Genomic DNA, 23,391 nt, shown 5'->3' with positions numbered 1-23,391 from the left:
GCGTGGAACGGCGACCGTTGGTGCAAGTGGATAGAGGCCGAGGCCCGCAAGGTCGTCGCCGACCCCGAATCCGGATAACCGGCCACCGGGCGGACAAGCTCGGGTGCGGCGGTGGGGCCATGCCGTTGTTCGCGTCCTTCCGGACGCCGGTCCTCCACAGCACCGCCGCACCCGACCTCCAAGACGCCAGGTCCCGGTCGTTCGGACGGGAGCATTGCGGCCCTCGGATAGGCTGCTGCTGACGAACCGACGAACTACGAACTGGATAGTGAGCCGAGATGAGCGGAGCGCGACAGAACAGCCGCACTGTGCGTCTGACGGTCCTGGCCGGCCTGGCGACGCTCACAACGGGGCTCACCGGTTGCGGCGGGGACGAGGAGAACTGCGCGGAGCTCTACACCGACACGATTGAAGCGGTGGAAGGTGTGGAGTCGGTCGAAGTCGACTGCAGTCTCCAGCTCAGCGGAGTCTGGCAGCGAGTCGACGTGTATACGACCACGAACGACGAGAACGAGGCCGCCGAGATCGGCTACGACGTACTTCAGGCGATCGCCGAAGAGCCCGGTTTCGATCCGCAATGGTCGACGCCGAGGTCCTACTTCCTGGAGGACGGCACCAAGGTCACCATCGGTTTGAGGGACCTCGGTTTCAACGGCATACCGGACGTCGACGAGGTCCGCGAGCACTTCGGAGTCGAAACGGAGTAGCGCCCTGACCGGCGCTTCCGCGCGGGACCGCTCCCGCGGATCGGGTCGAGCCCGCTACGCCGACTCCGGCTCCGGCAGCTCGTTCCGGTGCGGCGGATTCGCTCCGGGCCGCGAGCAGGTGATCGCCGCGACCGTCGAGGCGAACTCGACCGCCTCCCGGGCCTCGGCGGCGCTCAGCCGGTCCAGACCCTCCGGGCGCAGCCTGTCGTGGCGGCCCAGCCAGTCCAGCAGGCCGCCGCTGAACGAGTCGCCCGCGCCCACCGTGTCGACCATGTCGGTCGGGCGGGCCGGGACCTTGAACTCCTCGCCGCCGCACAGCACCAGCGAGCCGTCGCCGCCCCTGGTCACCACGACCAGTCGGCGCCCGGCGGCGATCCAGCCGCGCGCCAGAGCGGCCGGGTCGGCGCCCGGCCAGATCCACTCCAGGTCCTCGTCGGAGACCTTGACGATGCCGCTGAAGGCCAGCCAGTGCTCCAGCCGCTTCCGGTAGGACTCGCGGTCGCCCAGCAGCGCGGGCCTGACGTTCGGGTCGAGGCTGATCGTGATCCGGTCGCTCAGCGCCTCCAGCCAGTCCGCGACCACTTCGCCGCCGGGGGCGAGCGCGAGGGCCAGCGAACCGGCGTGCACCGCGTCCAGGCCGGGGTCGGTCGGCAGCTCCCGCTCCGTCCACTGCCAGTCGGCCGTGCCCTCGACGTGGAACGAGTAGGCCGCTCCTCCGCCCGGCGCGATCGAGACGATCGCCAGGCTGGTCGGCTCGGCCGCCTCCACGGCCCAGCCCAGGTCCACCCCGGAATCGGACAGGTGCGAGCGCAGCAGCCGCCCGAACGCGTCCGACGACAGCCGGCCCAGAAACGCGACCGCCGATTCCAAGCGCCCGAGGGTGACGGCCACGTTCATCGGCGACCCGCCGGGGTGCGCGGTCGGACGCCGCGGATCGGACTCCGGCACCTCGAGGTCGATCAGGGCCTCGCCGACCACGCCGATCTTCGCCGTCCGTGTCACAACCGCACCAGCCTCTCTCCGTCCCATCGTGCCGGGATCGGGTCAGTGAGCTCGCCAATGAACTCGCCGTTCTCGAAGTTCCGAATGCCGATGATATGCGCTTGCCGGTCCACATCGCGCGGCCCGACCCTCGCGCTCGGTCACACCCGAGTGCGACTCGGACCGCGTCGGGGCCCTGTGAAACCATCGCTTCCGTGCGATTCCACGCCGATCTGCATATTCACTCCAAGTACAGCCGCGCATGCAGCAAAGACTGCGATCTCGAGCACCTGACCTGGTGGGCCCGGCGCAAGGGCATCTCACTGGTCGGCACCGGCGACTTCACCCACCCGGCCTGGTACGAGCATCTGCGCGAGAACCTGGTGCCGGCCGAGCCCGGCGTGTACCGGCTGCGCGAGGACCTGGATGCCGACATCGACCGCTGCCTTCCACCGTCGCTGGCCGCGTCCCCGGTCCGGTTCATGCTGTCGGTCGAGATATCCACGATCTACAAGCACGCGGACCGCACCCGCAAGATCCACCACCTGGTCTACATGCCGGACCTGGACTCGGCCGCCGGGTTCAACCGGGCCATGGCGAAGATCGGCAATATAGCCTCCGACGGCCGCCCCATCCTCGGCCTGGACTCCCGGGACCTGCTCGAGATCACCCTCGAGAACGGCGGCTACCTCGTCCCGGCCCACGTGTGGACGCCCTGGTTCGCCGTGCTCGGGTCCAAGGCCGGCTTCGACCGCGTCGAGGACTGCTACCGGGACCTGGCCGACCACGTCTTCGCCCTCGAGACCGGTCTCTCCAGCGACCCCGAGATGAACTGGCGGATCTCCGGACTCGACCGCTACACGCTGGTCTCGAACTCCGACGCCCACTCCCCGCCGATGCTCGGGCGCGAGACCACCCTGTTCGACACCGACATGGACTTCTACGCGATCAAGCGGGCCCTGGAGACCGGGAGGGGACACGCCGGGACCGTCGAGTTCTTCCCCGAGGAGGGCAAGTACCACGTCGACGGCCACCGCAAGTGCGGCGTCCGGCTGGAGCCGGCCGAGACCCGTGCGCTCGGCGGCCGCTGCCCCGAGTGCGGCAAGCCGGTCACCGTCGGCGTGCTCAGCCGCGTCGAGGAGCTGGCCGACCGGCCCGAAGGGGCCGCGCCCGAGGGCGCGGCCGGGTTCAAGAACCTGGTGCCGCTGCCGGAGATCATGAGCGAGATCGTCGGCACCGGCCCCAAGAGCAAGAAGGTCCGAGGCGAGATCGACCGGCTCACCGCCGAGCTCGGCCCCGAGCTGTCCATCCTCGAGGACGTCCCGGTCGACGCCATCGAACCGCACTCGACCCTGCTGGCCGAGGCCGTGACCCGACTCCGCTCGGACAACGTTATCCGCGATGCGGGCTACGACGGCGAATACGGCGTCATCCGCCTCTTCGAACCCGGCGAAGTCGCCCGACTGAACGCCGTCAGCGTCCCGGCCCTGTTCGACATCGAACCGGAGTCGGCCTCACCCGAACCCGAGAAACCCCGCCCGCGACCGGCCCCGGTAGAGCCCGCGCCCGAGGTCCCGACCCAGCGCGGCGCCCCCGAGCCGACCGGCGAACTCCTCGACGGACTCGACCCCGACCAGCGCGAAGCCGCCGCGGCCGAGGCCGGGCCGCTGCTCATCCTCGCCGGGCCCGGCACCGGCAAGACCCGCACCCTCACCCGCCGCATCGCCCACCTCGTCTCCACCGGACGGGCCGAACCCGAAGCGTGCCTGGCGATCACCTTCACCCGCCGCGCCGCCGAGGAGATGGCCGAACGCCTCGCCGCCCTCGTCCCCGAGCACGCGCCCCGCCTGACCGTCGCCACCTTCCACTCCCTGGGCGTGCGCCTCCTCCGCGAACAGCACGCCACGGCCGGACTCTCGCCCGACTTCGGCATCGCCGCCGCCGACCGCGCCGCCGAGATCGCCGAAGAGGTCACCGGCGACAAGAAGCTCGCCGACCGGCTGACCGAGCACCGCTCTCGCCGCGGTGGCGAACCCGAACCCGAACTGGCCGAGGCCCTCGAGCGCTACACCGCCCGGCTCCGCGAACTCGACCTGGTCGACTTCACCGACCTCGTCGCCCTCCCGCCCGCTCTGCTGGAGGCCGACCCGGCCCTGACCGAGCACTACCGCGGCCGCTACCGGTGGATCGCCGTCGACGAGTACCAGGACGTCGACGAGCAGCAGTACCGGCTGCTGCGCCGCCTCGCCCCCGAAGACGGGCGCATCACCGCCATCGGCGACCCCGACCAGTCCATCTACCGCTTCCGCGGCGCCGACGTCGGCTTCTTCCTGCGCTTCCAGAAGGACTGGCCGACCGCCAGAACGGTCCAGCTCACCCGCAACTACCGCTCCGGCGCGGGGATCCTCGAAGGCGCGCTCGCCGTGGTCGAACCGACCACCCTCGTCCCCGACCGCGAACTGCGGCCCTTCGGCGACCACCCCGCCCATCCCGTCGAGTTCTACCGCGCCTCGAACGAGACCGACGAGGCATCCTTCGTGGCCCGCCGCATCGACCAGCTCATCGGCGGGACCTCGATGAACTCCTTCGACTCCGGCCGCGTCACCGACGACGACTCCGGCGGGCTCGGACTGTCCGACTTCGCGGTCCTGTACCGCACCGACCGGCAGGCCGAGGCCGTCATGGTCGGGCTCGATCGCGCCGGGCTCCCGTTCCAGAAGCGCTCGCACGACCGCCTCGCCTCCCGCGCGGGGGTCCGGTCGATCCTCGACGAGCTCGCGCTCGTCCCGACCGAGGGACCGACCGGCCCGGTCCTGGCCGACCGGCTGCGCGCCGCCGCCGAAGCCGTCATCGCCCGCGGAACCGAGGACGAGACGGCCGCCCGCACCGCCGCCGAACTCCTCAAACCGCTCGCCGCCGACTGCGGCGACGACGAGGAGCGCTTCCGCACCGAACTGGCGCTCGGCGTCGAAGTCGACACCCTCGACCCCCGGGCCGACCGCATCTCCCTGCTGACCCTCCACGCCGCCAAGGGCCTGGAGTTCCCGGCGGTCTTCATCGTCGGCTGCGAGGACGGCCTGATCCCGCTGCGCCACCCCGGCGAAGACCTCGCCGAGGAAGCGCTGGCCGAGGAGTGCCGCCTCCTGTTCGTCGGCATGACACGCGCCCAGCGGCACCTGTCCCTGACCTACGCGGCCGAGCGGACCCGCCGCGGCACGCGGACCCAGCCGGCCCGCTCCCCGTTCCTGTCCCGCATCCCGGCCGAACGCCGCACCCAAGCCACCCCCGAGCCCCGCCGCCGCAAACCCCACTACCAGCCCCGGCTGCTCTGAGCCCCGATACGTCGCCCTCCGAAGGCCGCCGAACCACGCCCTCCCAATTGAGTTAGGGTAGCCTAAAACGCTATAGCCGTACCTAACTCATTTCGAGTCGATCCGGGAGTGGCCCATGCGCCCAACCGCGGCCGAAGTCGCACGCACACTGGCCCGTGGCCGCCTGAGCGGAACCCTGGAGTTCGCCAGCGGACCGCCGGTGACCGCCTTCCACCACGCCACCGACCGCTTCGGTCGCCTGCTCGTGCTCTCCCGCGACGCGGAGGACCCGCAAACGGCTCTGGGGCACCGCGCCGGCGCCCCGACCCCGACCGCGAAGGCGGTCCGCCTGGACCGCTACGGCCTGCTCGTCGACCTCGGAACCTCGGACCGCGGCCCGAAACGCGGCCGCTGGGCCCGCCTGGAATTCGCCCGCGGCGTCCGCAACCAGCACGAACTGGCCCACGTCCTGCACCCGATCCTCTTCCGCCACCGCTGCACCTGCCACGACCACGGCGACGACTGAGCGACACGAACCGGCGTCAAGGCGCACCGTCTCACCGGTCCGCGGCGATAGTTCTGAAAAGACGTTCGATTCCGCGCGCGACCCGGGATTCGAATTTCTGCCGGAGAATGGCTGCCACGTCGAGCCGCCACCGAAATCAAGGCATTGTTCCGTCCAGAGGTGGACGCATAGTACATCCGGGCGCCTTCGATTATCTGATCAACCGATATTCGATAGCTCAGGGCCGCGCTTACCCTACACTGAGTAATACACATCACTCTTGGAAGTGATCTTCTCAGACTCTCTTTTCACCGCGGTCATCCGCGGTGATCGGGCCAGGGGCCCAAGGTCACGGCGCCTCACTGGCAGCGGTTTCCGTCGCCAGTGCCGAGCCCTGGCGGGTGCGATTCCGAGCGCCCGGACTCCGGCTGGATCGAATTGTCCGCATCGGAGGATCGATCATCATTCATGCCGGTCGTCTCGTTTCGCCGAACGTTTCCATTCACAATTGACAGATCTATCTTATTAGGATCATCATGGCTCTCAAAGTGCTCATACGAGGCGCGGGTCTGATCATCGCTGCTGCGCTGTTCGTCGCGTATCCCATGGTGGCGTATGCGGCGACCGCCACTATTGACATCAATCCCGGCAATGTGCCGACCACCGCCTCGGGCTTCGAAACGAACAGTTGTGACCAGGCGCCGGGCGGTGGTGACGATTTGGACGGCTGGGTGTTCGTTCTGCCCGCCGCCGCCGGGGCCGAGGGAAACTTCATCTCGGTGACTGCGACGTTCGTGGACGCGGACGACGTCGAGCACGTCCTCTCCACCGACACCGACGGCGGCATCGTCGACGGCGAGGGCGACAACAAGGCGTTCATTCTGGCTCCGGCGGGATGGACGCTCACGGGTGCCAGCGCCGAAGTCGAGGACCCGGACGAGGGTGCCTTCTTCAACCTCACCCACACCTGCCCCGGAACACCGCCGCCGCCCGACGACGAGACGACGCCACCGGACGACGAGACCACACCACCCGACGATGAAACGACGCCGCCCGACGACGAGACCACGCCGCCCGACGATGAGACGACCACGCCGCCCGACGAGACCACACCTCCCGACCAGGGCCAGAGCGATGACAAGACCGAGTTGCCGGACACGCTGCCGAGGACCGGCTCGGACTTCACGCCGTTCCTGCTCGCGGGGGCCGGTCTGCTGGGAGTCGGACTCGGGCTCTATCTCCTGATGAGAGGACGCGGCGCCTTCGCGGATCGCGGCTGACCGCGCAGTCGATGCACGTCCCGCGGCACCCCGTGAAGGGCGCCGCGGGACCTGCGGAATCGGACCCGGCCCGACCGGGCGGACGAGCTTCAGGCCTCCGGATCAACCGCGGCCCCGGGCAGCTCGCCTTCGGCGTCGCGTTCGATCGTTGTATCCAGCTGCGAGTACACGACGTACCGCTCGTAGTTGTCCCATAGGGGATTGCAGGTGAACAGCGTCATCCAGTAATCGTCCGGACCGGGTTCGACCCCCGGCCGCTCGGGGACCGGAGCGAGGATCTCGACCTGCCGCTCGTCGACTATGACGTGTTCGGTGACCTCGTAGACGTAGAAGTGCTCCCTGGTCTCGATGACGACTTTGTCGCCGGGTTCGAGCTCGCGGATGTGCTGGAATATCTCGGGCACGTTGTGGCCGGCGAGAGTGAAATTCCCCTGTTCGCCCGGGCGGGCCCCGCCCATCCAGCGACCGGGCGCGTACCGGATGTCCTCGAGCTCGGTGCCTTCGACCAGCGTCCACGGCTCGGTCCGGATATCGGGGGCCCACATGCGTGCGAAGGCGTCGCCGAGCTCCGGCACGGGCACGCCGCTGGAGTCGACGTCCGGCGCGCGGCCACCTCGCTCGCGTGCCTCGGCTCCCCGCTCCCCGGTCTCCGACTCCTCGGTTTCGGCCTCCCAGGAGGAGTCGAGATCGTCGGACAGCGAACTCTGATGCCTGTCGAGCTCAGCGGGGACGCCGTAGTACTCGTAGACGGCGTAGAACGACACGACCACGCCGAGAGCGACGAGCACATCGGCGACCGCGCGGACGATCCTGCGTGCTTTCTGACGCATCCTTGCCCCCCGAGTGATCAGACGAGAACTTCACCGGGGAGGGCCTGGCCGCCGACACGTCCGCCTTCGCCGGGGATGACGCGTCGAACTTGATTATCTCTCTGAACGGCGCCGAAAGGAACCCCGCTGCGCGCGCTCGACCGTTTTCAAGACGACCGAGCATCGAGGGGCGGGTCGCCGAAATCGTCTATCGGGTGAGGAGATCTATGTGATTCCCGCCCGGTATGTGCCGGCTGCGCGAAGCGATGCGGCCCTACACCCGCCGCCACATGGCCGAAGCCCACGAAGCGGGGCAGCCGGTCATGCGCGGCATGTTCCACCAGTTCCCCGGCGACGAGACCTGCTGGGACCTGGCCGACCAGTACATGTTCGGCCCCGACCTGCTCGTCGCCCCGGTCCTCGAAGCCGGTGCCACCGACCGCGGCGTCTACCTCCCGGCCAGTGCGACCTGGACCGACCTGCACACCGGCACCCGACACGACGGCGGCCAGTGGATCACCGCCGACGCCCCGCTGGACCGCATCCCGCTCTACACCAGGGACGGCGCCCTGCCCGACCTCATCGGCGCGATCTGATCTCCCGACCCGGATCGCCCTCAGCCGGAGCCGCATCCGGCCGAGGGCGATCCGACGCGAGGCGGCATCCGCAGCGGCCGCTCCGAGTGCTACTCCAACTTCTCGAAGAAGAATTCGTGCTTCAGGTACGAGGTGTCGTACTCGTGGCCGGGGTAGGGCGGGAGCAGCTGGGAGGCCTGGAAGAGGCGCCAGCCGTCTCGCAGCGCCTCGGTCCCGGTGCCGTAGGGAGGCAGGTCGCTGTCGCCGGTGGTCGGGTCGGTCCTGCCGGTGCCGTCGTAGAAGGCCCAGGCCAGCACTTCCGAGTCGAGTGCGGAGGTGTTCAGGTAGAGGACGAGGACTTGCTGCTTCATGCGGCCCTCCCGGGGCGGTTGGCGACCCGGGTCGCCCACAGGTCGATGTCGAAGGAGGCGTCGCCGGTCATGGCGCGCCACAGTTTGATGCGGTTGTAGACCTCGAGGCGACCGGTGGCGTGTTCGCACCAGGGGAAGAACCGGGACAGCTCGCGGGTGATCTGAGGGTCGTCGAGATCGCCCGTGTCCCAAAGCCGCACTTGGGGAACGGTCGGATTGAAGCGGATCTTGAACATATAGCGGCGGGAGTCGGAGTCGTTGCGCCGCCCGCCGTGCCAGATGCCGTGGTGGAGCAGCACGACCGTGCCGGCGGGGCAGGTGAGCCGGGTCTGTCCGCGCAGGTTCTGGTAGCGGCCGGTGTCGGACTCGTTGGTGCGGCGCAGGTGGCTGCCCGGGACGGACAGCGTTCCGCCCATGGTGCCGGTGACCTCGTGCGGGTAGTACATGAGCTGGACGTCGAAGGCGTCGGGCCGGGTGTCGATGATGGCGTCGGCGTGGAGCGGCTGGGCCGCCCCCTCGTGCGGCTCGCGGATGTGGAGCGCCTGATGGTCCACGAGCGGATCGGGGCCGATGAGGCTGTGCAGGGCCCCGGCGACGGCGGGGACCTCGAGGAGGCGGCGTACGAAGGATCCCTCCTCGTACACCTTCGCGACCGGTTCGCCGCTATATACCACCGGGATGCCGGCGTCGAAGACGCCGATGGCCTCTTGGTTGAGCTCGTCGGGGACGACGGCGTCCATGCGGTGGTAGCCGTTGGCGACGAATCGCGCGACCTCGACTGATGACAGGAGTGGTGTTGTGGTTGCCATACGACGAGCTTATGGAGTACCTTGCCATCCGTAATGGGCTGTAATCACCGACTAGTGGTTGGTTTTCACCATGCGCATGGCAAGTGTGCCGCTCGGCGAACCTCCCGAGATCGTCAACGCGGGGATCGGCGTGCACGGCCTCCACGTCCCCGAGGAATGCTTCCGGCTGCCGGACCTGTGGCAGCTGCACCTGTACTCCTACGAGGGCGAACTCGAGGTCGGCGGCACCGTCCACACCATCAGGCCCGGGCACGTCAGTCTGATCCCGGCCGACGCCGAAGTCCGCTACCGCTACCAAGGGGTGTCGGAGCACCTCTACGTCCACGCACGCCTCCCCGACCGAGGTGAGGCGCACCAGGTCCCGGTCATGCAGGACGCCGGGGCGGCCGTCGCCGTCCTCGACGGGATGCTGCGCCACGCGATCACCGCCGCCGCGTCGGCACCGGCCCGAGCCAGCGCCGAGATCTGGACCGTTCTGTGGCGACTGACGCAGTTGCGCCCGCGCCACGTGGGCGAACACGCCGCGGTCGCGACCGCGCTGGACTATATCGAGGAGCGCCTTCCCCGGCCGATCACGGTCCCCGAGATCGCCGAGGCCGCCGGCGTCTCCCACAACCACCTCACCAGGCTCTTCCGCGCCGAGAGGGGCACGACCGTCGTCGCGCACATCAGGCGCCGACGCCTGGAGCGGGCCGCTCACCTGCTCGGCGAGTCGACGCTCTCGATCCCGGCGGTCGCCGCCTCGGTCGGCATCCCCGACCTTCAGGCGTTCAACAAGGCCTGCCGGCGCGAATTCGGAAAATCGCCACGCGCCCTCCGCTCGCACCGTCCGTGAGCCCGTACAGAGCCCGAACAGCACTGTAGCCCCGACATGGTCGAGGCTACGAGCTGCGGATTTACTTGTACTCCCGAGCAGATTCGAACTGCCGTTTCCGCCTTGAGAGGGCCAATCTGTCATATGTACAGATCGCTGGTCCACCCCTCTCAGGTGCGTGAAACTCCAGGTAGATCCCCATGTTTCGCCTGCCGAAACCTGTCGGATCTATCTGGGGTCTGACGAGGAATGGCAGAAATCTCTGCCCCCTCACAGCCCCCACAGGATCTACTGTGGAGGACATGGCTGATGGGCTGGCACGAGCGCCACGTCACTGCGAAGGGCTACGAACGCTTCAAGGCGTACTACCGGGACCTTCGCGGGGAGAAACAGTACGAAGGCACCTACAACACCGAAGCCGAAGCCGACAAGGCGTGGCAGCGAGCAGAGGCTCGGATTGCTGACGGCCGCATTGTCGACTCCAAGAGCGGCCGGGTCAAGTTCGCCAAGTACGTGACGAAGACCTGGTTCCCCAACCACGTCATCGAGCAAAGCACCGCTGACGACTACGAGTACCGGATCCGCCGGCACCTGATTCCCTGGTTCGGGAACCTCCCCATGAACCAGATCTATCCCGCCGACGTCCGCGAGTGGGTCACCTGGATGCGCGGTGAGATGAAGGCTTCGCCGGCGAACCTGGCGAAGACGATGAGCCCGCTTAGCGCCATCTTCACGACCGCGCTGAACGACGGCATTATCTTCCTACACCCCTGCAAGGGCATCACGCTCCCTACTGTTCCCGAAACCGACAAGGACATCCTCACCGTCGAGCAGTTCGACCAGGTTCACGCGGCGATCGGCGACTACCAGATGCAGATGCTCCTGGAGACCGACATCGAGACCGGTGCCCGATGGGGCGAGGTCACCGAGCTCCGAGCCAAGGACTGGAATTCCTCCGAGCAGACCTTCGCCATCTGCCGGGCAGTCGTCAAGGTCCGGCCTGACCGAGACCCCGACGGCTACTCCTACCGCGTCAAGGCATACCCGAAAGGGAAGAAGCATCTCGTTGTCAAGGTCTCTGAAGAGTTCGCCGTGAAGGTAGACAGCTACATCGAAGTCACCGGCAAGACCGGCGACGATCTGCTCTTCACCTACGAGGAACCTGAGGAACCCGCGAGGGTCATCCCGCACCCCGATGAACTCGGACTGACCCCGCCCAACAAGATGGGCCGCCAGTACCAGCACGGCACCACCACCGCTTACCAGCTTGCCAAGTGCCGCTGCGAATACTGCCGCGGCGCCTACGCGCAATACCGCGCCCAGCGCCGCGCGGTCGGCCTCGACACCCACGACTCCAAGACCAAGCGGCAAAAGGGGCTCAACCCTGAAGGCCACGTTCCGGGCTGGTGGTTCCGCCGGCGGATTTGGTACCCCGCCTTGGCTGCAATCGGCGTGACGAAGCGCATCCGCCCGCATGACCTCCGTGGGACCCACATCAGCTGGCTCCTCGCAGGAGGTGCCGACCTAGAATCCGTCCGCGACCGAGTCGGCCACAAGAGCATCGTCACTACCGCCAAGTACGTCCGCAAGCTCAGAGGCAACGACGACAAGACCCTCAACGCTTTCAAGAAGATCCGCCACGCCCCTTCGGCCATTCCTCAACAGCGGCAAGCGGCAGCAGCCGAGGAAATCGGCCTGCATCTCGAGAACATGTCGATGGAGCAGCTGGTCCAGCAGATAGGCCGAATCCAAGCAGAAATGGCCCGCAAAGCCCAAGATCAGACCACACAGCAGTGACTGGGAGACAACATGAGGCGGCAGCGATTTGATCACAGGAACTTCGGGATCCGTCCGGGCCACAACTTCCGCGATAGCGTGCTTCTACCGGGCTGGGACCAGCGGAGCGTCTGGGGGTACGACGAGGCGTGCGGGAGTTTCTTCCTTCAACTCTGGAGCAACAAGAACATATCTGACAAGCCCGATGCCTGGCTGTCCGGAGTCGACCTCCTGTACCCCTGGCCCGGGTGCATCGCCCTCGAACTCGCCGAACTCACCGGCTCAGATTCGGCGACGGCCGTAAATGCCCTGGCCATCGGCAACCCAAAGCCCTGGCTTCGGCCGAACCGACAAATCGAAAGAGCGGCCGCAGACAACCAACACGGTCTCGAAGCCGATTACCCCTGGGGACGATATTGCGCGCTGCTCTGGCTGCTGGGCCGCGCCGAGCTGGCCCCCGGATTGCTGCGTGCCTGGCCGGGTATCCGACCGACGGCGCAGCAGGTGGATGCTGAAACGCACTTCACGACGGGAAGGGTATACCGGAGGAACCGCCAGGCGTGGTTCGCCGGAGCCGAGGAAGCTCTCGTCTGGGCGTCCGATCCAGACACCCGGCCCTGAATGAATACAACCTCGGCGATCACAAAGGTTGACCGACGTTCCTCGTTCGGGACGAGGGGGTCGCAGGTTCAAATCCTGTCAACCCGACTCAAAAGCCCAGGTCAGCGATACATTCTCTGGCCTGGGCAACACGTGTTTCCAGCTCGCGTTGCTTCTTCGTTGCTGGGATTCTCCGTCAGATGACAACATGGCCTGACAACACCCCTGGGTAGAGAGTGGTATATGTCACGTTGTTGGTTGCGGCGTCACTAAGGGTTGCCAAGGCGGGGCGTGGTTACCTCTCTTGAATCGAGGATTCCCGAAGATCGGCTAGCGCGAAGCGAGAATTCTTCTCCCGTAGAGGGTTTGGGGGCTTCCCCTGAGTGGACGGACCTGTAAGATGTGGGTTCCGGCCGCACATCCAACACCCCGCGTGATCTCTGCGTGAGGGCACCCCGACGATGGGATCGAGGATCGAGTGAGTCCCGAAGACCTTCAGGATCTACCACTTCAGTGGCGGTCCGCGCCTAGGCGCTGGGGGCACTCACTTCACAGCCTTTGCAGCTACTTCGCGATGTTCCCTCCTCAGCTGGCACATTTTTTCGTGGACTGGCTCACCCTGCCCGGAGACGCTGTGTACGACCCGTTCTCGGGACGCGGAACCGCCCCCCTCGAAGCCGTCCTACTAGGGCGGCAGGGATATGGAAGCGACGCGAACCCGCTGGCAGTGGTGCTGAGTCAGGCCAAGACCCGTATCCCCAGCAAACGAACTCTGCTCAGGCGGCTCGCGGAGGTCGAGGCAGGCTACGCGTCCGACAAAGTCTCGGTGAGCGACGAGCCCGAGAATATCTCCATGCTTTACAGCGAATCCACTCTGCGTCAGCTGGTATGGCTGCGAGATCAGCTTGATCGGAAGAAGGACACCGACTGCTTTTGGATCGCCACGATCCTCGGCATGCTCCACGCGGGGCACAATAAGTCTGGCGAGCCTCGGGGGTTCTCCATCAGCATGCCGAACACGTTCGCGATGTCGCCGAGATACGTCGCCAACTACATCAAGGAGCACGGCCTAAAGCGCCCTGAAGTCGATGTCTTCGCGATGCTGAGGAGGCGGCTAGACCGGCTGGATCTTCCCGAAGCCAAGCGGCAGGGAGGGAGGACATGGACGCACGACGCTACGGCCGCGCCACCGGCATGGCTTGTGAAGCGGCGCCCAAAGTTGATTTTCACCTCGCCGCCTTACCTTCAGGTGATCAAGTACGGCAAGTACAACTGGGTCAGACTATGGTTCCTCGGTGAGACCGCGACTGAAGTTGACAAGCGCCTGATGGCTTCTGGATCTCTGCCGCGCTACCTAACATTCATGCGATCGGTATCGGAACGGCTTCAACAGGTCGTGGCGGATGACGGATACGTATGCTTCGTGATTGGCGATGTTCGGCGAGGTGAAGAGGACCTCAACCTTGCCCAAGCCGTCTGGGACGAAGTCCTGAAGGACCAAGGGTGGCACCTGCATGGGATTATTCCCGACGAGATCCCCCAGCAGCATAAAGTCAGCCGAATCTGGAAGAACAACAGTGGAAAAGCGACGAAGGTTGACCGACTCCTGCTCATGAGTCCAAGCCCAAGCTCGCTTCCTGCCGTTACATCGAAGACTTGGAGTCATTCTCTCTCGTTCGCAAGTCCAGAAACATAACCCCTCGAGGAGGACCCTGTGGAGCAGCCAGACCTTATCGAAGCCCTCAAACAACTCGCGCAAATCGATCTGTTCGCAGAAATCCGCAAGGGTGACAGCTTTGTTGGCCGCCCCTTCTATCTGGACTTCGACCGACTTCGGTTGATGAGCAACGACAAGTGGAAGCAAAACGTCGGCGGTGTTCCTGCCGGAGCATTCTTGCTGGCCCTCTACGCGGGGGAAGATGGCGTTGACGAAGCCATCCTGCTGCGCGTGCTTCGTCCGACGAAGCTCCCGACGGATGACGACATGGTCATGGCCATGGTTGACCACTACAAGGAGTCGCCAAGGGACGAGGAAGGCAACCGCCTCGACTCCTACACACGGGCCGAGTTCCAGTTCTCTGGGTTGGAATGCCGTGTCATCGGCACGTTCTACCGAATCGGGGACGCGATCAAGTTCGCAGGGGATCTTGACAACTTCTACGCGCCACACAACTACCGGGTAGTGAAGCCGACCGGCAAGGTGCTGGAGTACATCGTCAACTTCCGGGAGGACGGTATCCCCGGCGGCAAAGGGGATGAGCGAATCGGCAAGGTTCGGTACAGCTCGAGCCTTCGCCACCATGAAGGCGACGAAGTCCCCGTTTACGTTTCGGCTTTGGACTTCCTTGGCAAGCGGACCGCACTGTTCGGCATGACTCGGACTGGTAAGTCCAACTCGGTCAAGAAGATCATCCAGGCGACGGACGGCATCTCAAACTCCGGCGTCAAGATCAAGGATGAAACGGTCCGGCCCGTCGGACAGATCATCTTCGACATCAACGGCGAATATGCCAATGCGAATCAGCAGGACGACGGGACCGCCATCTTCGACCAGTACAAGAATGATGTGACACGATATAGCGTTCTTGATAAACCTGGATTCAAGGTGATGAAGCTGAACTTCCACCAGTCGATCGCTGCGGGCCATGGCTTGCTCGCGAGTCTGCTAGACGATGACACGAGCGACTACACCAAAGCTTTCTGCGCGATCGACTGGTCTGAACCCGATCCCACAGACAAGTCGGCAACGATTCGATTCGCGCGCAAGCAGGCAGTGTACCAAGCATGCCTTCACCGAGCTGGGTTCTCCAACCGCGGGCAGCAGATCAAATTCAAGTCCAACCAAACCATCATGGGAAGCGGCATCGCTGGCCTTGACGTCGATCCTTCCAATGGACTCACTCCCGATGAAGCTGTCGCATGGTTCACGGCTGCCTGGGAGCACTATGAAGACCCAGACGGGCCGTTCCAAAAACTAAAGAAGGAGAGGAAGGGCCGCGACTGGGCTGACGAGGATACCCAAACTCTCATGCGGTTCCTTACCCGCCGACGCAAGCCAGGTGGCGCCCCGAGTGAAACCGGTTACCGCAAACTCATAAAGCACCGAGGGTTGCACACAGCAACTGTCGATAAGCCCTTCGAAGACGAGATCGTTGAGATCCTTCGAGACGGGAAGATCGTCATCATGGACCTCTCCCAAGGTGATCCCGAAGTTCAACAAACCTACACTCGACGGGTCTCCCGAAGAATCTTTAATGAGGCCATGCAGCGGTTTATTGACAACGAGCCGATGAACTTCATCCAGATGTACTTCGAGGAAGCCCACAACCTCTTCCCCCGCAAGGACGAGAAGGACCTCACCGACATCTACAACCGACTGGCGAAGGAAGGTCAGAAGCTTCGGATTGGCCTGTGCTACGCGACGCAAGAGGTCAGCTCGATCTCCAGCAGCATCCTGAAGAACACGCAGAATTGGTTCGTCTCGCATCTGAACAACCGCGATGAACTGCGGGAACTAGACAAATACTATGACTTCGAGGACTTCACCGACAGCCTTCGAAGGACCATCGACAAGGGTTTCATCCGGCTGAAGACCGACTCGAACACCTTCATCGTGCCGATCCAAGTCGACCAGTTCAAGGTCAAGGGAGCCTGACCGTGGCCTACTCGAGCGTCCGTGGGCGAAAGCCGATGGAACGGGCAAGCAAGATCTCCCATACGAACATCATCTCCTCACCGCAGGTCCAGGCGTTGCTAGCGCAATGCACTGTGCCGCGACCCGCAGATCCAGCGACCGTCCAGGACAGCGTCAAGCCGGTCCCGAAATCTGAATCGCAACCCATCAAGCATGTTGTTGCTGTAGATGGCAGCTTTCGGGAGGTGGTCATCCGGGAGGACTTCCCCTCCGCCACCATCACCTTCATCGCGTTCGGGCCGCTTATCTTCGAGCTCGAAGATCTCCGGGCGCTTGATCGCGAAACGTTCATTGCTCCCGAGGACCTTGCGAAGCTCAAGAAAATCCAGCGCTTCCAATTGGCCCTGCCCACCCGAAACATTTCGCGAAGTGGCCTGAGCCTACAACGGTCGATCCGGTTGACGGTGCACGAGTTTTTCTCTGAACCGCGTAACGGCGGACCCACGCTCTACCACACCCTTCAGTGGGTAGTCTTCCGGCGATGGAGGAATTCAACCGGGATCACCCGGACCCTCCGGAACTGCCCCAACCAGCAGGCGAACGGCTGCAAGCGACAGGACATCGTGCTTACGCCGCAGACGAAGTTCGAATCCAGATGCACCGAATGCGGCGACCCGATCTACCTGATCGATGTCCTTCGGCTCGAAGAACTCATCGATGAAGAGCAAGGCGCCGGCCGGGTAACCTCCTACCTCCTATCCGCGCTGGAAACCCTGGTGCTGGTGCACCTTATCCACATCCTGTGGGAGATGAAGCCGACCGCACTTCGGGAGATCCTATTCATCAAGGATGGCCCTCTTGCGCTTTTTGGACAGGTCTTTACCCTGGTCGATGCCCTTCGAGACCTCGCTGACTTCCTCGCGGAGTACCATGACCCTGCTGGCACGACGCGCCCGCTGCTCAACATCGTCGGCTTGGAAAAGAGCGGTCCGTTCGTTGAGCACGCGACGCACATTGAGAAGAGCCTGGACGAGAAGCTCCAGGAGTTGAAGAAGTCGCAGGACATCACGGGTATCGTCCTCCCGCTGTCCAACGAGTACATCTACAAGTACGTGGTACCTGGCGACCCCGGTAGCACGATCAGCTACGGACAGAACACGTACTGGGGTCCCAAGATGATTTTCAAAGCGAATGACGGAAGCACCTACGTGGCGACCGTACCTGCACTCGGCGGGCACAAGCCGACGCCCCAGTACTCCGACTTTGTGAACCTGACCGATGTGCTGGGTGCCGTCTCCGAGCTTCGTTGCTCGATGTACGACAACGCGTTGATCCCTGTCGCCCTTGCGAATCGGCTCGTATCTCTATCCGAAGTTCCAAGCAGTCGCATCCTCGAAAACTTCGCCAAGGGTGTCGTAAAGATGTAGCTGGGAGACCGATTTCTCGATGTAGTCCACGCGCCCGCACGGGATATCGCATGTGGTGATGGGGGTTGACGGGGGCGGCTCGGTGGTGCGTAATGGCTCTCATGGCGAACCTTACTCAGATGGTCGACGACCGGAACAGTCCGGTCGCGAGTTGGCTACGGACGCGATTCCCGTTCCACCGCGGGATCCAGCGACAGATTCGAGAAACCTCTGGGACAACCAAGGTCGAACCCCCGGAGGGCGCCGTATTCGGAACAGTCGGCGGCGCCATTGACTGGTGGCTGCGTGTTGTGGTCGATCCAGACGAGCCACAGTTGGACCTGGCCTTCAGCGGGATTCGCCTACTCGGTGACCATCCGGCCGCAGGTCTCGGAATCGAACTCCTCGGTTCCTACGGCATCTCGATACTCAACCATGACCTTGAGGCCGAGAAGCCTGCAAGACTGACCGAATCCGGGACGGAGACCCAGGCTCGTGTCTGCTATGCATTGGCGCTGTTCACGGAGGTTTTCCGTGCACCGATCGCGCAGTCCAAACTGCTATCCTTGCAACAAGATTCGTCGGTGGACGACCTCCTCGGGCTTGCGTCTGATGACGAAGTAGCTGACCTCATCGCCATGCGCACGGAGTCTGAGCGATCGCTCCTCCCATATCTTCCATCAGGTGCTGTCGTGTGCGGCCCGACTTTTGAGGGTAGTCGGGACCTGAGCGCCGATGCTGACCTGATCGTCGGTGATCTGCTATTGGAGCTGAAAGCGACCCGAGGGGGCAAGCCTCGGGGCGATGGGAAGCGGACCATTCGGTTTGAACGGAGCGACGTTGACCAGCTGCTCGGCTACTTGCTGATGGATTACACCGACGCCTACGGGATTGCCCAGGTAGGCGTTTACGCGCCTCGCTTCGCGAGCTTCAATTCTTGGCCGGTGGAGTGGTTCCTTGCCGAGCTGGCAGGCCGTGTCGTCGATCTCGGGGAAGCACGAGATCAATTCAAGTCGGTCCTCCAGGAGGAGCTTCCCCAGTACCTGGAGTCGCTGAGACGCTGAGTGGACCTTCAGGTTTGGTGTGGTTTAGACGAGGCGAGGTCCGGAAATGGTCCGTACCTCTGAGACCGATGCACCCCCAAATTGGAGCAGACCGAGTTCCGGCTTGTTAGACGGGTGTGAGTGGAGCTTCTGGGTGAGGTTCTCATCAAGGTGCAGTTTGATGATGCGGAGATCCGCAGCAGTCTGGGGCGTGAGGTGGCCGGTTTCAGCGAGTGCAGTAGTAAGCGCGGTCGCGTTCGACGGGTGGCTGGCGATGGTCTCGGGGTCGCGTTCGAGGGCGGTGGCGGTAAGCGGGTCGAGCTTGGCGGCGAGAGCGGCGTGGAGTTCGGTGCGTTCGGTTTCGGGGATGGCGTTGTAGAGGTCGCGGGCGATGGTGGCGGCGAGATGCTGCTCGACCATGGCACTGAGTCCGGTGGGGGTGCCGGTCTCATCGACGGTGCTTTGAGTGAGGATGGCGGCGGCGGAGGCCCACCATTCGCGGTTGCCGGTGCGGCCCGTGGTGGGGTAGGGGCCGAGCGGGTTGGCGGGGTCAGTGTCGGTGATGTCGTGTTGGTCGCGGTGGGCGGCGGCGAGGCGGAGAGCGGCTTCGAGGGCTTCGCGCGCGGTGGGGTCGTCGGGCTCCGGGCCGAAGGTATGGGTCCATTCGGGCCGTTTAGCCAGGGAGGTCTCGGCGAGCGTGTCCGTGCGGTCGTGGATGGCCCTGGCGAGGTTTGTGGCGAACTCGCGGAGGTCAGGTTCGGCGGCGTCGCTGGTGAGGACGTGGGCGGGGTAGTGGAGCCACGGCAGGCCGGTCGGGTTGTCGGACTTTGCGTCGCGGTTGATGGTTTCGGTGGTGGAGTGGGCGATGGCGATGGCGAGGTTGTCGAGTCCGCGGCCTGGGGCGAGGGTGTCGACGAGGTAGGCGGCGTCGGAGCCGGTGTGGGTCTCCCAGGCTTTCAGTGTCCAGGCGATGGCGGGCCAGGCTTGCCCGGTGTGGGTGGGGTCGTGGGCGATTAGGCGGGTCTGGCGGTCGAGGCGCCAGGCGAGGATTTCGGCGGAGGAGTCGAGCCCGTCGAGGCCCCGCTGCGCGACGGCACGCTGAAGGGCTTCTGCTGAGTGTTGGCCGGTGTCTTCGGCGCGGGTGAGGGCGCCGACGACGGCGGGCCAGGCCCGCTCTGTCCCGATCCGTGCGGCCCGGTCGTCCCCTAGGAGGTCGGCGAGTTCAGCACGGTAGCGCTCGGCGTTGGGCTGTGGGGCAACAGTGTTCGCGCCGGTCGCCGGGAGGTTCGCGGCGGGCGGGTTGAGGGCGGTCTCGAGGTCGAGGCGCAGGCGCGGGTGGTGGTCTTTGATGAGCTGGGCGTAGTAGGCGACGTCTCGGGCTTCGGGTTGCATTCCGGGCGGGGGTGCGGGGTGGTCGGTGGTGAGTTTCTGGATGCGGGAGGTGAGGACCGCGGTGGGAGAATTCGCGTCGTCGAGGGAGCGGCGGCAAGCGAGTGCGAGGAGCTGTTCGGCCTTCCAGCCCTGGGTTTCGGCGACGGCGAGGGTGCGCGCGAGTGCCCCGAACCCGTTGTCTTGGAGGTCCTTCCAGGCGTCCTCGCTCAGGAGGGGTTTCATCTGCTGTTCGACCAGTTCGCGGTAGTGAGCGGCGGCGATCCGGTCGGCGGTGTACTGGTATTGAGGTACGAGGGTGGCGAGGGATTCGGCCGTGTGGGCGGCCTGTTCGATTGCTTCGGTGGCGGCGAGGTCGTCGGGTTCGGTGGCGAGGATCTGTTCGGCGATTTCGCGGGCGGCGGTGGCGTCGGGGTCCCAGCCGGGCCGCCAGGTGCGGTCGTCGGGTGCGGCCGGGAGCGGGGTGTGGGTGACGGCGTACAGAGTGGTGGTCTCGGCGGCGCGGGTCGCGGCCACGTAGAGGGCGTTGCGGTTCATGCCGGGGGTCAAGAGGGGGTGGGCGGTGTCGATGGTCATGCCCTGGGATCGGTCGATCGTTGAGGCGTAGGCGAGCTCGACGTGCTCGGTGGTGTACCAGGCGGGCAGGGTGGTGGCGGCGCCGGAGTTGTGGTTTTTGACCTTCATCGATCCGTCCTTGAAGGTGCGCATGACGGTCCAGGTCTCGCCGTTGCGGACGGTGTCCTTGCCGCGGCAGTACCGCAGCCGGGAGTCGTTGTTGCGGGTGACGATCCAGTCGCCGCGACCGGCGGTGTTCCCGTCATGGAGCGCCACGCCCTCGGCGCGGACTTCGCCGGCCTCAACGCGGTCGGCGCGGGCTTTCGCGGCCAGGTCGGCGACGACGGTGCCCCGGTGGGCGAGCATGAGGCTGCGCTTCCCGGCTTGGATGTCTGCCTTCCACGCCGCATAGATCGCATCGGCCATCGCATCCTGGGTGCCCCCGACGAGCCGCCCGCGCCTCTCGAAGTAGTCGAGGGCGTTGCCGTCGCCGACGCGCATCTGGAGGGAGGCTGCGGCGAAGGCGGGGTCGGTGAAGCGGTGGAGCTCGTCGAGCTCGGTCGCTCCGGCCTTGGCGGCGATGAGGCGCAGGGCGCCGCCGGAGGCGACCGCGCCGAGCTGATGCGTGTCGCCCAGCAATCGGACTTGGGCGCCCGCATACGAGGCGATCGCGGTGACGCGGTCGAGGTTGAGCGTCCCGGCCATCGATGCCTCGTCGACGAGGACCACGTCGCCGGGCCGGAGTCCGAGCAGATCCGCGGCAAGAGGCGCGGACTGGTCCGCGTCTCCGCGCGCCTGGCCCGCGCGGGCGTCTTCCGTGTGCCGGAGGGCATCGACCAGTTCAGGGCCGGACATCAGGTTGCCGGGGCTGATGTCCCACAGGAACTTGTCGACGGTATCGCAGCGGATGCCGAGGTCGTGCTCGAGGACTTTCGCGGCCTTCGCCGAGGGCGCTAGGCCGATCAGGCGGCGGCCCTCGGCGTCGAGCGCGTCCTTGTAGGCGCGCATGGCCGTGGTCTTGCCGGACCCTGCGGGGCCGATGCCGACGGCCAGAAGTCGGTCGTCGGTCGCGAACGCTTCGACCACGCGCCGTTGGCCGGCGTCGAGCGTCCGGTCCGTCTGTCGCTCGAAGTCCTCAAGCCGCAGACGGACCGCTTCGGCACTGGCTGAGTAGACGGTGGCGGTGCTGGCGGCGTCGACCAGGCGGGTTTCGGCATCGAGGATCTTCTGCGAGGTGAAGCGGTGGGCCTCGTGTTTTTCGAAGACGGAGACGCCGTCGGAGCGGCGCAGCACTTCAGGGACTTCGACGGGGGTGGGCATGCTGATGTGGACCGAGGTGCCTTCGCCGAGCGCGGTCGCGACGATCTGCTCGGCGGCTTCGCCCTGCTTCTCGGGGGTGGTGAAGACGTGTTCGGCGCGGAGCTGGCGCATGGTCTCGGCGTGGACGTTCCACCGAGTCCACGTCGCCCGCTCCTCGCCGATCGCGTTCACGACCCGTTCGGCGAGATCGCTGACCTGTTTCGCTTCCAGCGCCTGCACCGGTTCCAGCGCGCGGAGGACCGTGGCAGCGATGTGGTTGATGGACTCCGGCCCGAACCGGCGGGTGAGGTCGGCGGTCCAGTCGGTGCGCATCTGCTCCAGTGACCGGATCTGCTCCTTCGCGCCGCGGGTCTCCAACGTGGCCCGCTGCGCCAGCTCGTACGCGGTCTTCGCGTCCGGTTCACGGCCGTGTGCGGTTCGGTAGTCGGATCGAAGTTCGGCGTAGCGGTGCTCGATTGCACCGCGTCGCGACGAGAAGTGCTTCACCACGTCGGGGTCGATGCCGTCGATCTCGCGGACCGGGCGGCCGTTGCGTGCCGGCCCGGGACGGTCGGTGAAGGCAACACCCAGCCGGGTGGTGAGCTCGGCTTCGACCGCGGAGTTGTAGGTCTCCGAGGCCGCGACACCGAGCGCGTACAAGGCGGAGCCGTCCAGGGATCGCCACTTCCCGTCGACGCCCTGGATCTTGTTGACCACCGCGAGGTGTGTGTGGAGGTCGGGGTCGCCGGAGCGGGAGTCGAAGTGGTCGAAGGCGGCGGCGATCAGGCCCTTCGTCTCGATCTGCGCCACGCCGCCGACGCCGGAGCGGGTGAATGCCGCATGCTTCTCCAGCATGTCGATCACCGACGCTACGGCGGCGTCGTGCGCGGCCTTGACCTCGGACCGGACCTGCTCGTCGGGGTGGAGTCCGAAGAGGATCGATACGGACTTCACCGGGGAGAACACGAGGTCGTACCCGGCCACGGACGTGCGCTGCCGGGACGCTTCCTCCCGCTTGACCTTCGTGATCTCGGCGGGCGTCGCCGCGCGGCCGGTCTCGGAGGCGATGGTGCCGAGTCGTTTCGCGACTCGGTCGGCGAAGGGCTCCAGGGTCTCGTATTCGGGGAACTTCTGACCCAGCTTCACGGACCGCTTGGCCGCGGCGAACACCCGTTCCCGCTGGACCTTCGACATCCCGGGCTTCAGGTGCTCGGCGAGATGCGTGTCCACCTGCTGCTCGGTGTCGGGGTGGATGCCCGAGCCGAACAGGTTCCGCATCTGCTCCTCGCGCACCGCGCTGCCCGCAACCAAGTCGAGTTCGCCGAGGCCGGACCCCAGCCAGCGGCCCTCGGGGTTGCCGGCCTGGGTGTAGTAGTCCGCCGCCGACTGCCCCGGTGCCCGCTGGACATCGCCGCCAGCGACCTGCTTGGTGAGGTAGCTGTAGCCGTCCCCGACGCTCAACTTGTGGACCGTCATCACCGCACACCACCCCCTCACGGCTCATTCCAACGACAATTCCCGAGCGCC

General features: G+C 65.6%; 17 protein-coding genes. 12 read left to right on the top strand and 5 right to left on the bottom strand.

Annotation, left to right across the window (positions count from 1 at the left end):
- Positions 1 to 278 precede the first annotated feature (278 nt).
- Positions 279 to 707, top strand: a complete 429-nt coding sequence (locus tag JFB92_RS19625) for a hypothetical protein (protein WP_199042726.1) — start codon at positions 279 to 281, stop codon at positions 705 to 707.
- Between the two features lie 54 nt (positions 708 to 761).
- Here JFB92_RS19625 and JFB92_RS19620 read toward each other — a convergent pair whose 3' ends face one another.
- On the bottom strand, positions 762 to 1,709 hold the full coding sequence (locus tag JFB92_RS19620) for a carbohydrate kinase family protein (protein ID WP_199042724.1): 948 nt from the start codon (positions 1,707 to 1,709) through the stop codon (positions 762 to 764).
- A gap of 194 nt (positions 1,710 to 1,903) precedes the next feature.
- On the opposite strand from JFB92_RS19620, the gene JFB92_RS19615 reads away from it, so the two are divergent.
- The 3 genes from JFB92_RS19615 to JFB92_RS19605 all read left to right on the top strand — a co-directional run bounded on the left by JFB92_RS19615 (position 1,904) and on the right by JFB92_RS19605 (position 6,784).
- The gene (locus tag JFB92_RS19615; protein ID WP_199042722.1) at positions 1,904 to 5,020 is read left to right on the top strand and encodes a UvrD-helicase domain-containing protein; all 3,117 of its coding nucleotides are present in this window, start codon (positions 1,904 to 1,906) and stop codon (positions 5,018 to 5,020) included.
- A gap of 115 nt (positions 5,021 to 5,135) precedes the next feature.
- Positions 5,136 to 5,525 (top strand): hypothetical protein, encoded by a 390-nt coding sequence (locus JFB92_RS19610; RefSeq protein WP_199042720.1) that lies wholly within the window; start codon positions 5,136 to 5,138, stop codon positions 5,523 to 5,525.
- Between the two features lie 515 nt (positions 5,526 to 6,040).
- Complete coding sequence (locus JFB92_RS19605) at positions 6,041 to 6,784, top strand: LPXTG cell wall anchor domain-containing protein (protein ID WP_199042718.1); 744 nt, start codon at positions 6,041 to 6,043, stop codon at positions 6,782 to 6,784.
- Positions 6,785 to 6,873: 89 nt separating this feature from the next.
- On the opposite strand, the gene JFB92_RS19600 is transcribed toward JFB92_RS19605, so the two are convergent.
- Positions 6,874 to 7,614: a class E sortase gene (locus JFB92_RS19600; protein ID WP_199042716.1), complete on the bottom strand. Its 741-nt coding sequence runs from the start codon at positions 7,612 to 7,614 to the stop codon at positions 6,874 to 6,876.
- 245 nt (positions 7,615 to 7,859) lie between these two features.
- On the opposite strand from JFB92_RS19600, the gene JFB92_RS19595 reads away from it, so the two are divergent.
- On the top strand, positions 7,860 to 8,189 hold the full coding sequence (locus JFB92_RS19595) for a glycoside hydrolase family 31 family protein (RefSeq protein ID WP_199042714.1): 330 nt from the start codon (positions 7,860 to 7,862) through the stop codon (positions 8,187 to 8,189).
- Between the two features lie 89 nt (positions 8,190 to 8,278).
- On the opposite strand, the gene JFB92_RS19590 is transcribed toward JFB92_RS19595, so the two are convergent.
- The gene (locus JFB92_RS19590) at positions 8,279 to 8,539 is read right to left on the bottom strand and encodes a hypothetical protein (protein WP_199042712.1); all 261 of its coding nucleotides are present in this window, start codon (positions 8,537 to 8,539) and stop codon (positions 8,279 to 8,281) included.
- Positions 8,536 to 9,348: a phytanoyl-CoA dioxygenase family protein gene (locus tag JFB92_RS19585; RefSeq protein ID WP_199042697.1), complete on the bottom strand. Its 813-nt coding sequence runs from the start codon at positions 9,346 to 9,348 to the stop codon at positions 8,536 to 8,538. The genes JFB92_RS19590 and JFB92_RS19585 overlap by 4 nt, the downstream gene beginning before the upstream one ends.
- 70 nt (positions 9,349 to 9,418) lie before the next feature.
- On the opposite strand from JFB92_RS19585, the gene JFB92_RS19580 reads away from it, so the two are divergent.
- The 7 genes from JFB92_RS19580 to JFB92_RS19550 all read left to right on the top strand — a co-directional run bounded on the left by JFB92_RS19580 (position 9,419) and on the right by JFB92_RS19550 (position 18,642).
- Positions 9,419 to 10,183, top strand: coding sequence for an AraC family transcriptional regulator (locus tag JFB92_RS19580; RefSeq protein ID WP_199042695.1), 765 nt, complete (start codon positions 9,419 to 9,421; stop codon positions 10,181 to 10,183).
- Positions 10,184 to 10,471: 288 nt separating this feature from the next.
- Complete coding sequence (locus tag JFB92_RS19575) at positions 10,472 to 11,959, top strand: tyrosine-type recombinase/integrase (protein ID WP_199042694.1); 1,488 nt, start codon at positions 10,472 to 10,474, stop codon at positions 11,957 to 11,959.
- 12 nt (positions 11,960 to 11,971) lie between these two features.
- A complete protein-coding gene (locus tag JFB92_RS19570) occupies positions 11,972 to 12,559 on the top strand; it encodes a hypothetical protein (RefSeq protein ID WP_199042693.1) in 588 nt (195 codons plus the stop codon).
- A 553-nt stretch (positions 12,560 to 13,112) separates the two neighbouring features.
- Complete coding sequence (locus JFB92_RS19565; protein ID WP_233163542.1) at positions 13,113 to 14,234, top strand: class I SAM-dependent methyltransferase; 1,122 nt, start codon at positions 13,113 to 13,115, stop codon at positions 14,232 to 14,234.
- Between the two features lie 18 nt (positions 14,235 to 14,252).
- Positions 14,253 to 16,193, top strand: coding sequence for an ATP-binding protein (locus tag JFB92_RS19560; RefSeq protein ID WP_199042691.1), 1,941 nt, complete (start codon positions 14,253 to 14,255; stop codon positions 16,191 to 16,193).
- Between the two features lie 2 nt (positions 16,194 to 16,195).
- Positions 16,196 to 17,599, top strand: a complete 1,404-nt coding sequence (locus JFB92_RS19555) for a DNA double-strand break repair nuclease NurA (RefSeq protein ID WP_199042685.1) — start codon at positions 16,196 to 16,198, stop codon at positions 17,597 to 17,599.
- A gap of 119 nt (positions 17,600 to 17,718) precedes the next feature.
- The gene (locus JFB92_RS19550; protein ID WP_199042677.1) at positions 17,719 to 18,642 is read left to right on the top strand and encodes a hypothetical protein; all 924 of its coding nucleotides are present in this window, start codon (positions 17,719 to 17,721) and stop codon (positions 18,640 to 18,642) included.
- Between the two features lie 24 nt (positions 18,643 to 18,666).
- On the opposite strand, the gene mobF is transcribed toward JFB92_RS19550, so the two are convergent.
- Positions 18,667 to 23,340, bottom strand: coding sequence for a MobF family relaxase (gene mobF / locus JFB92_RS19545; protein ID WP_199042675.1), 4,674 nt, complete (start codon positions 23,338 to 23,340; stop codon positions 18,667 to 18,669).
- Positions 23,341 to 23,391: the final 51 nt, after the last annotated feature.

The organism is Glycomyces salinus, from assembly GCF_016428645.1.
Classification (GTDB): Bacteria; Actinomycetota; Actinomycetes; order Mycobacteriales; family Micromonosporaceae; genus Glycomyces; species Glycomyces salinus.
The sequence above is the reverse complement of the archived record's forward strand: the minus strand, read 5'-3'. Positions and strand labels throughout refer to the sequence as shown.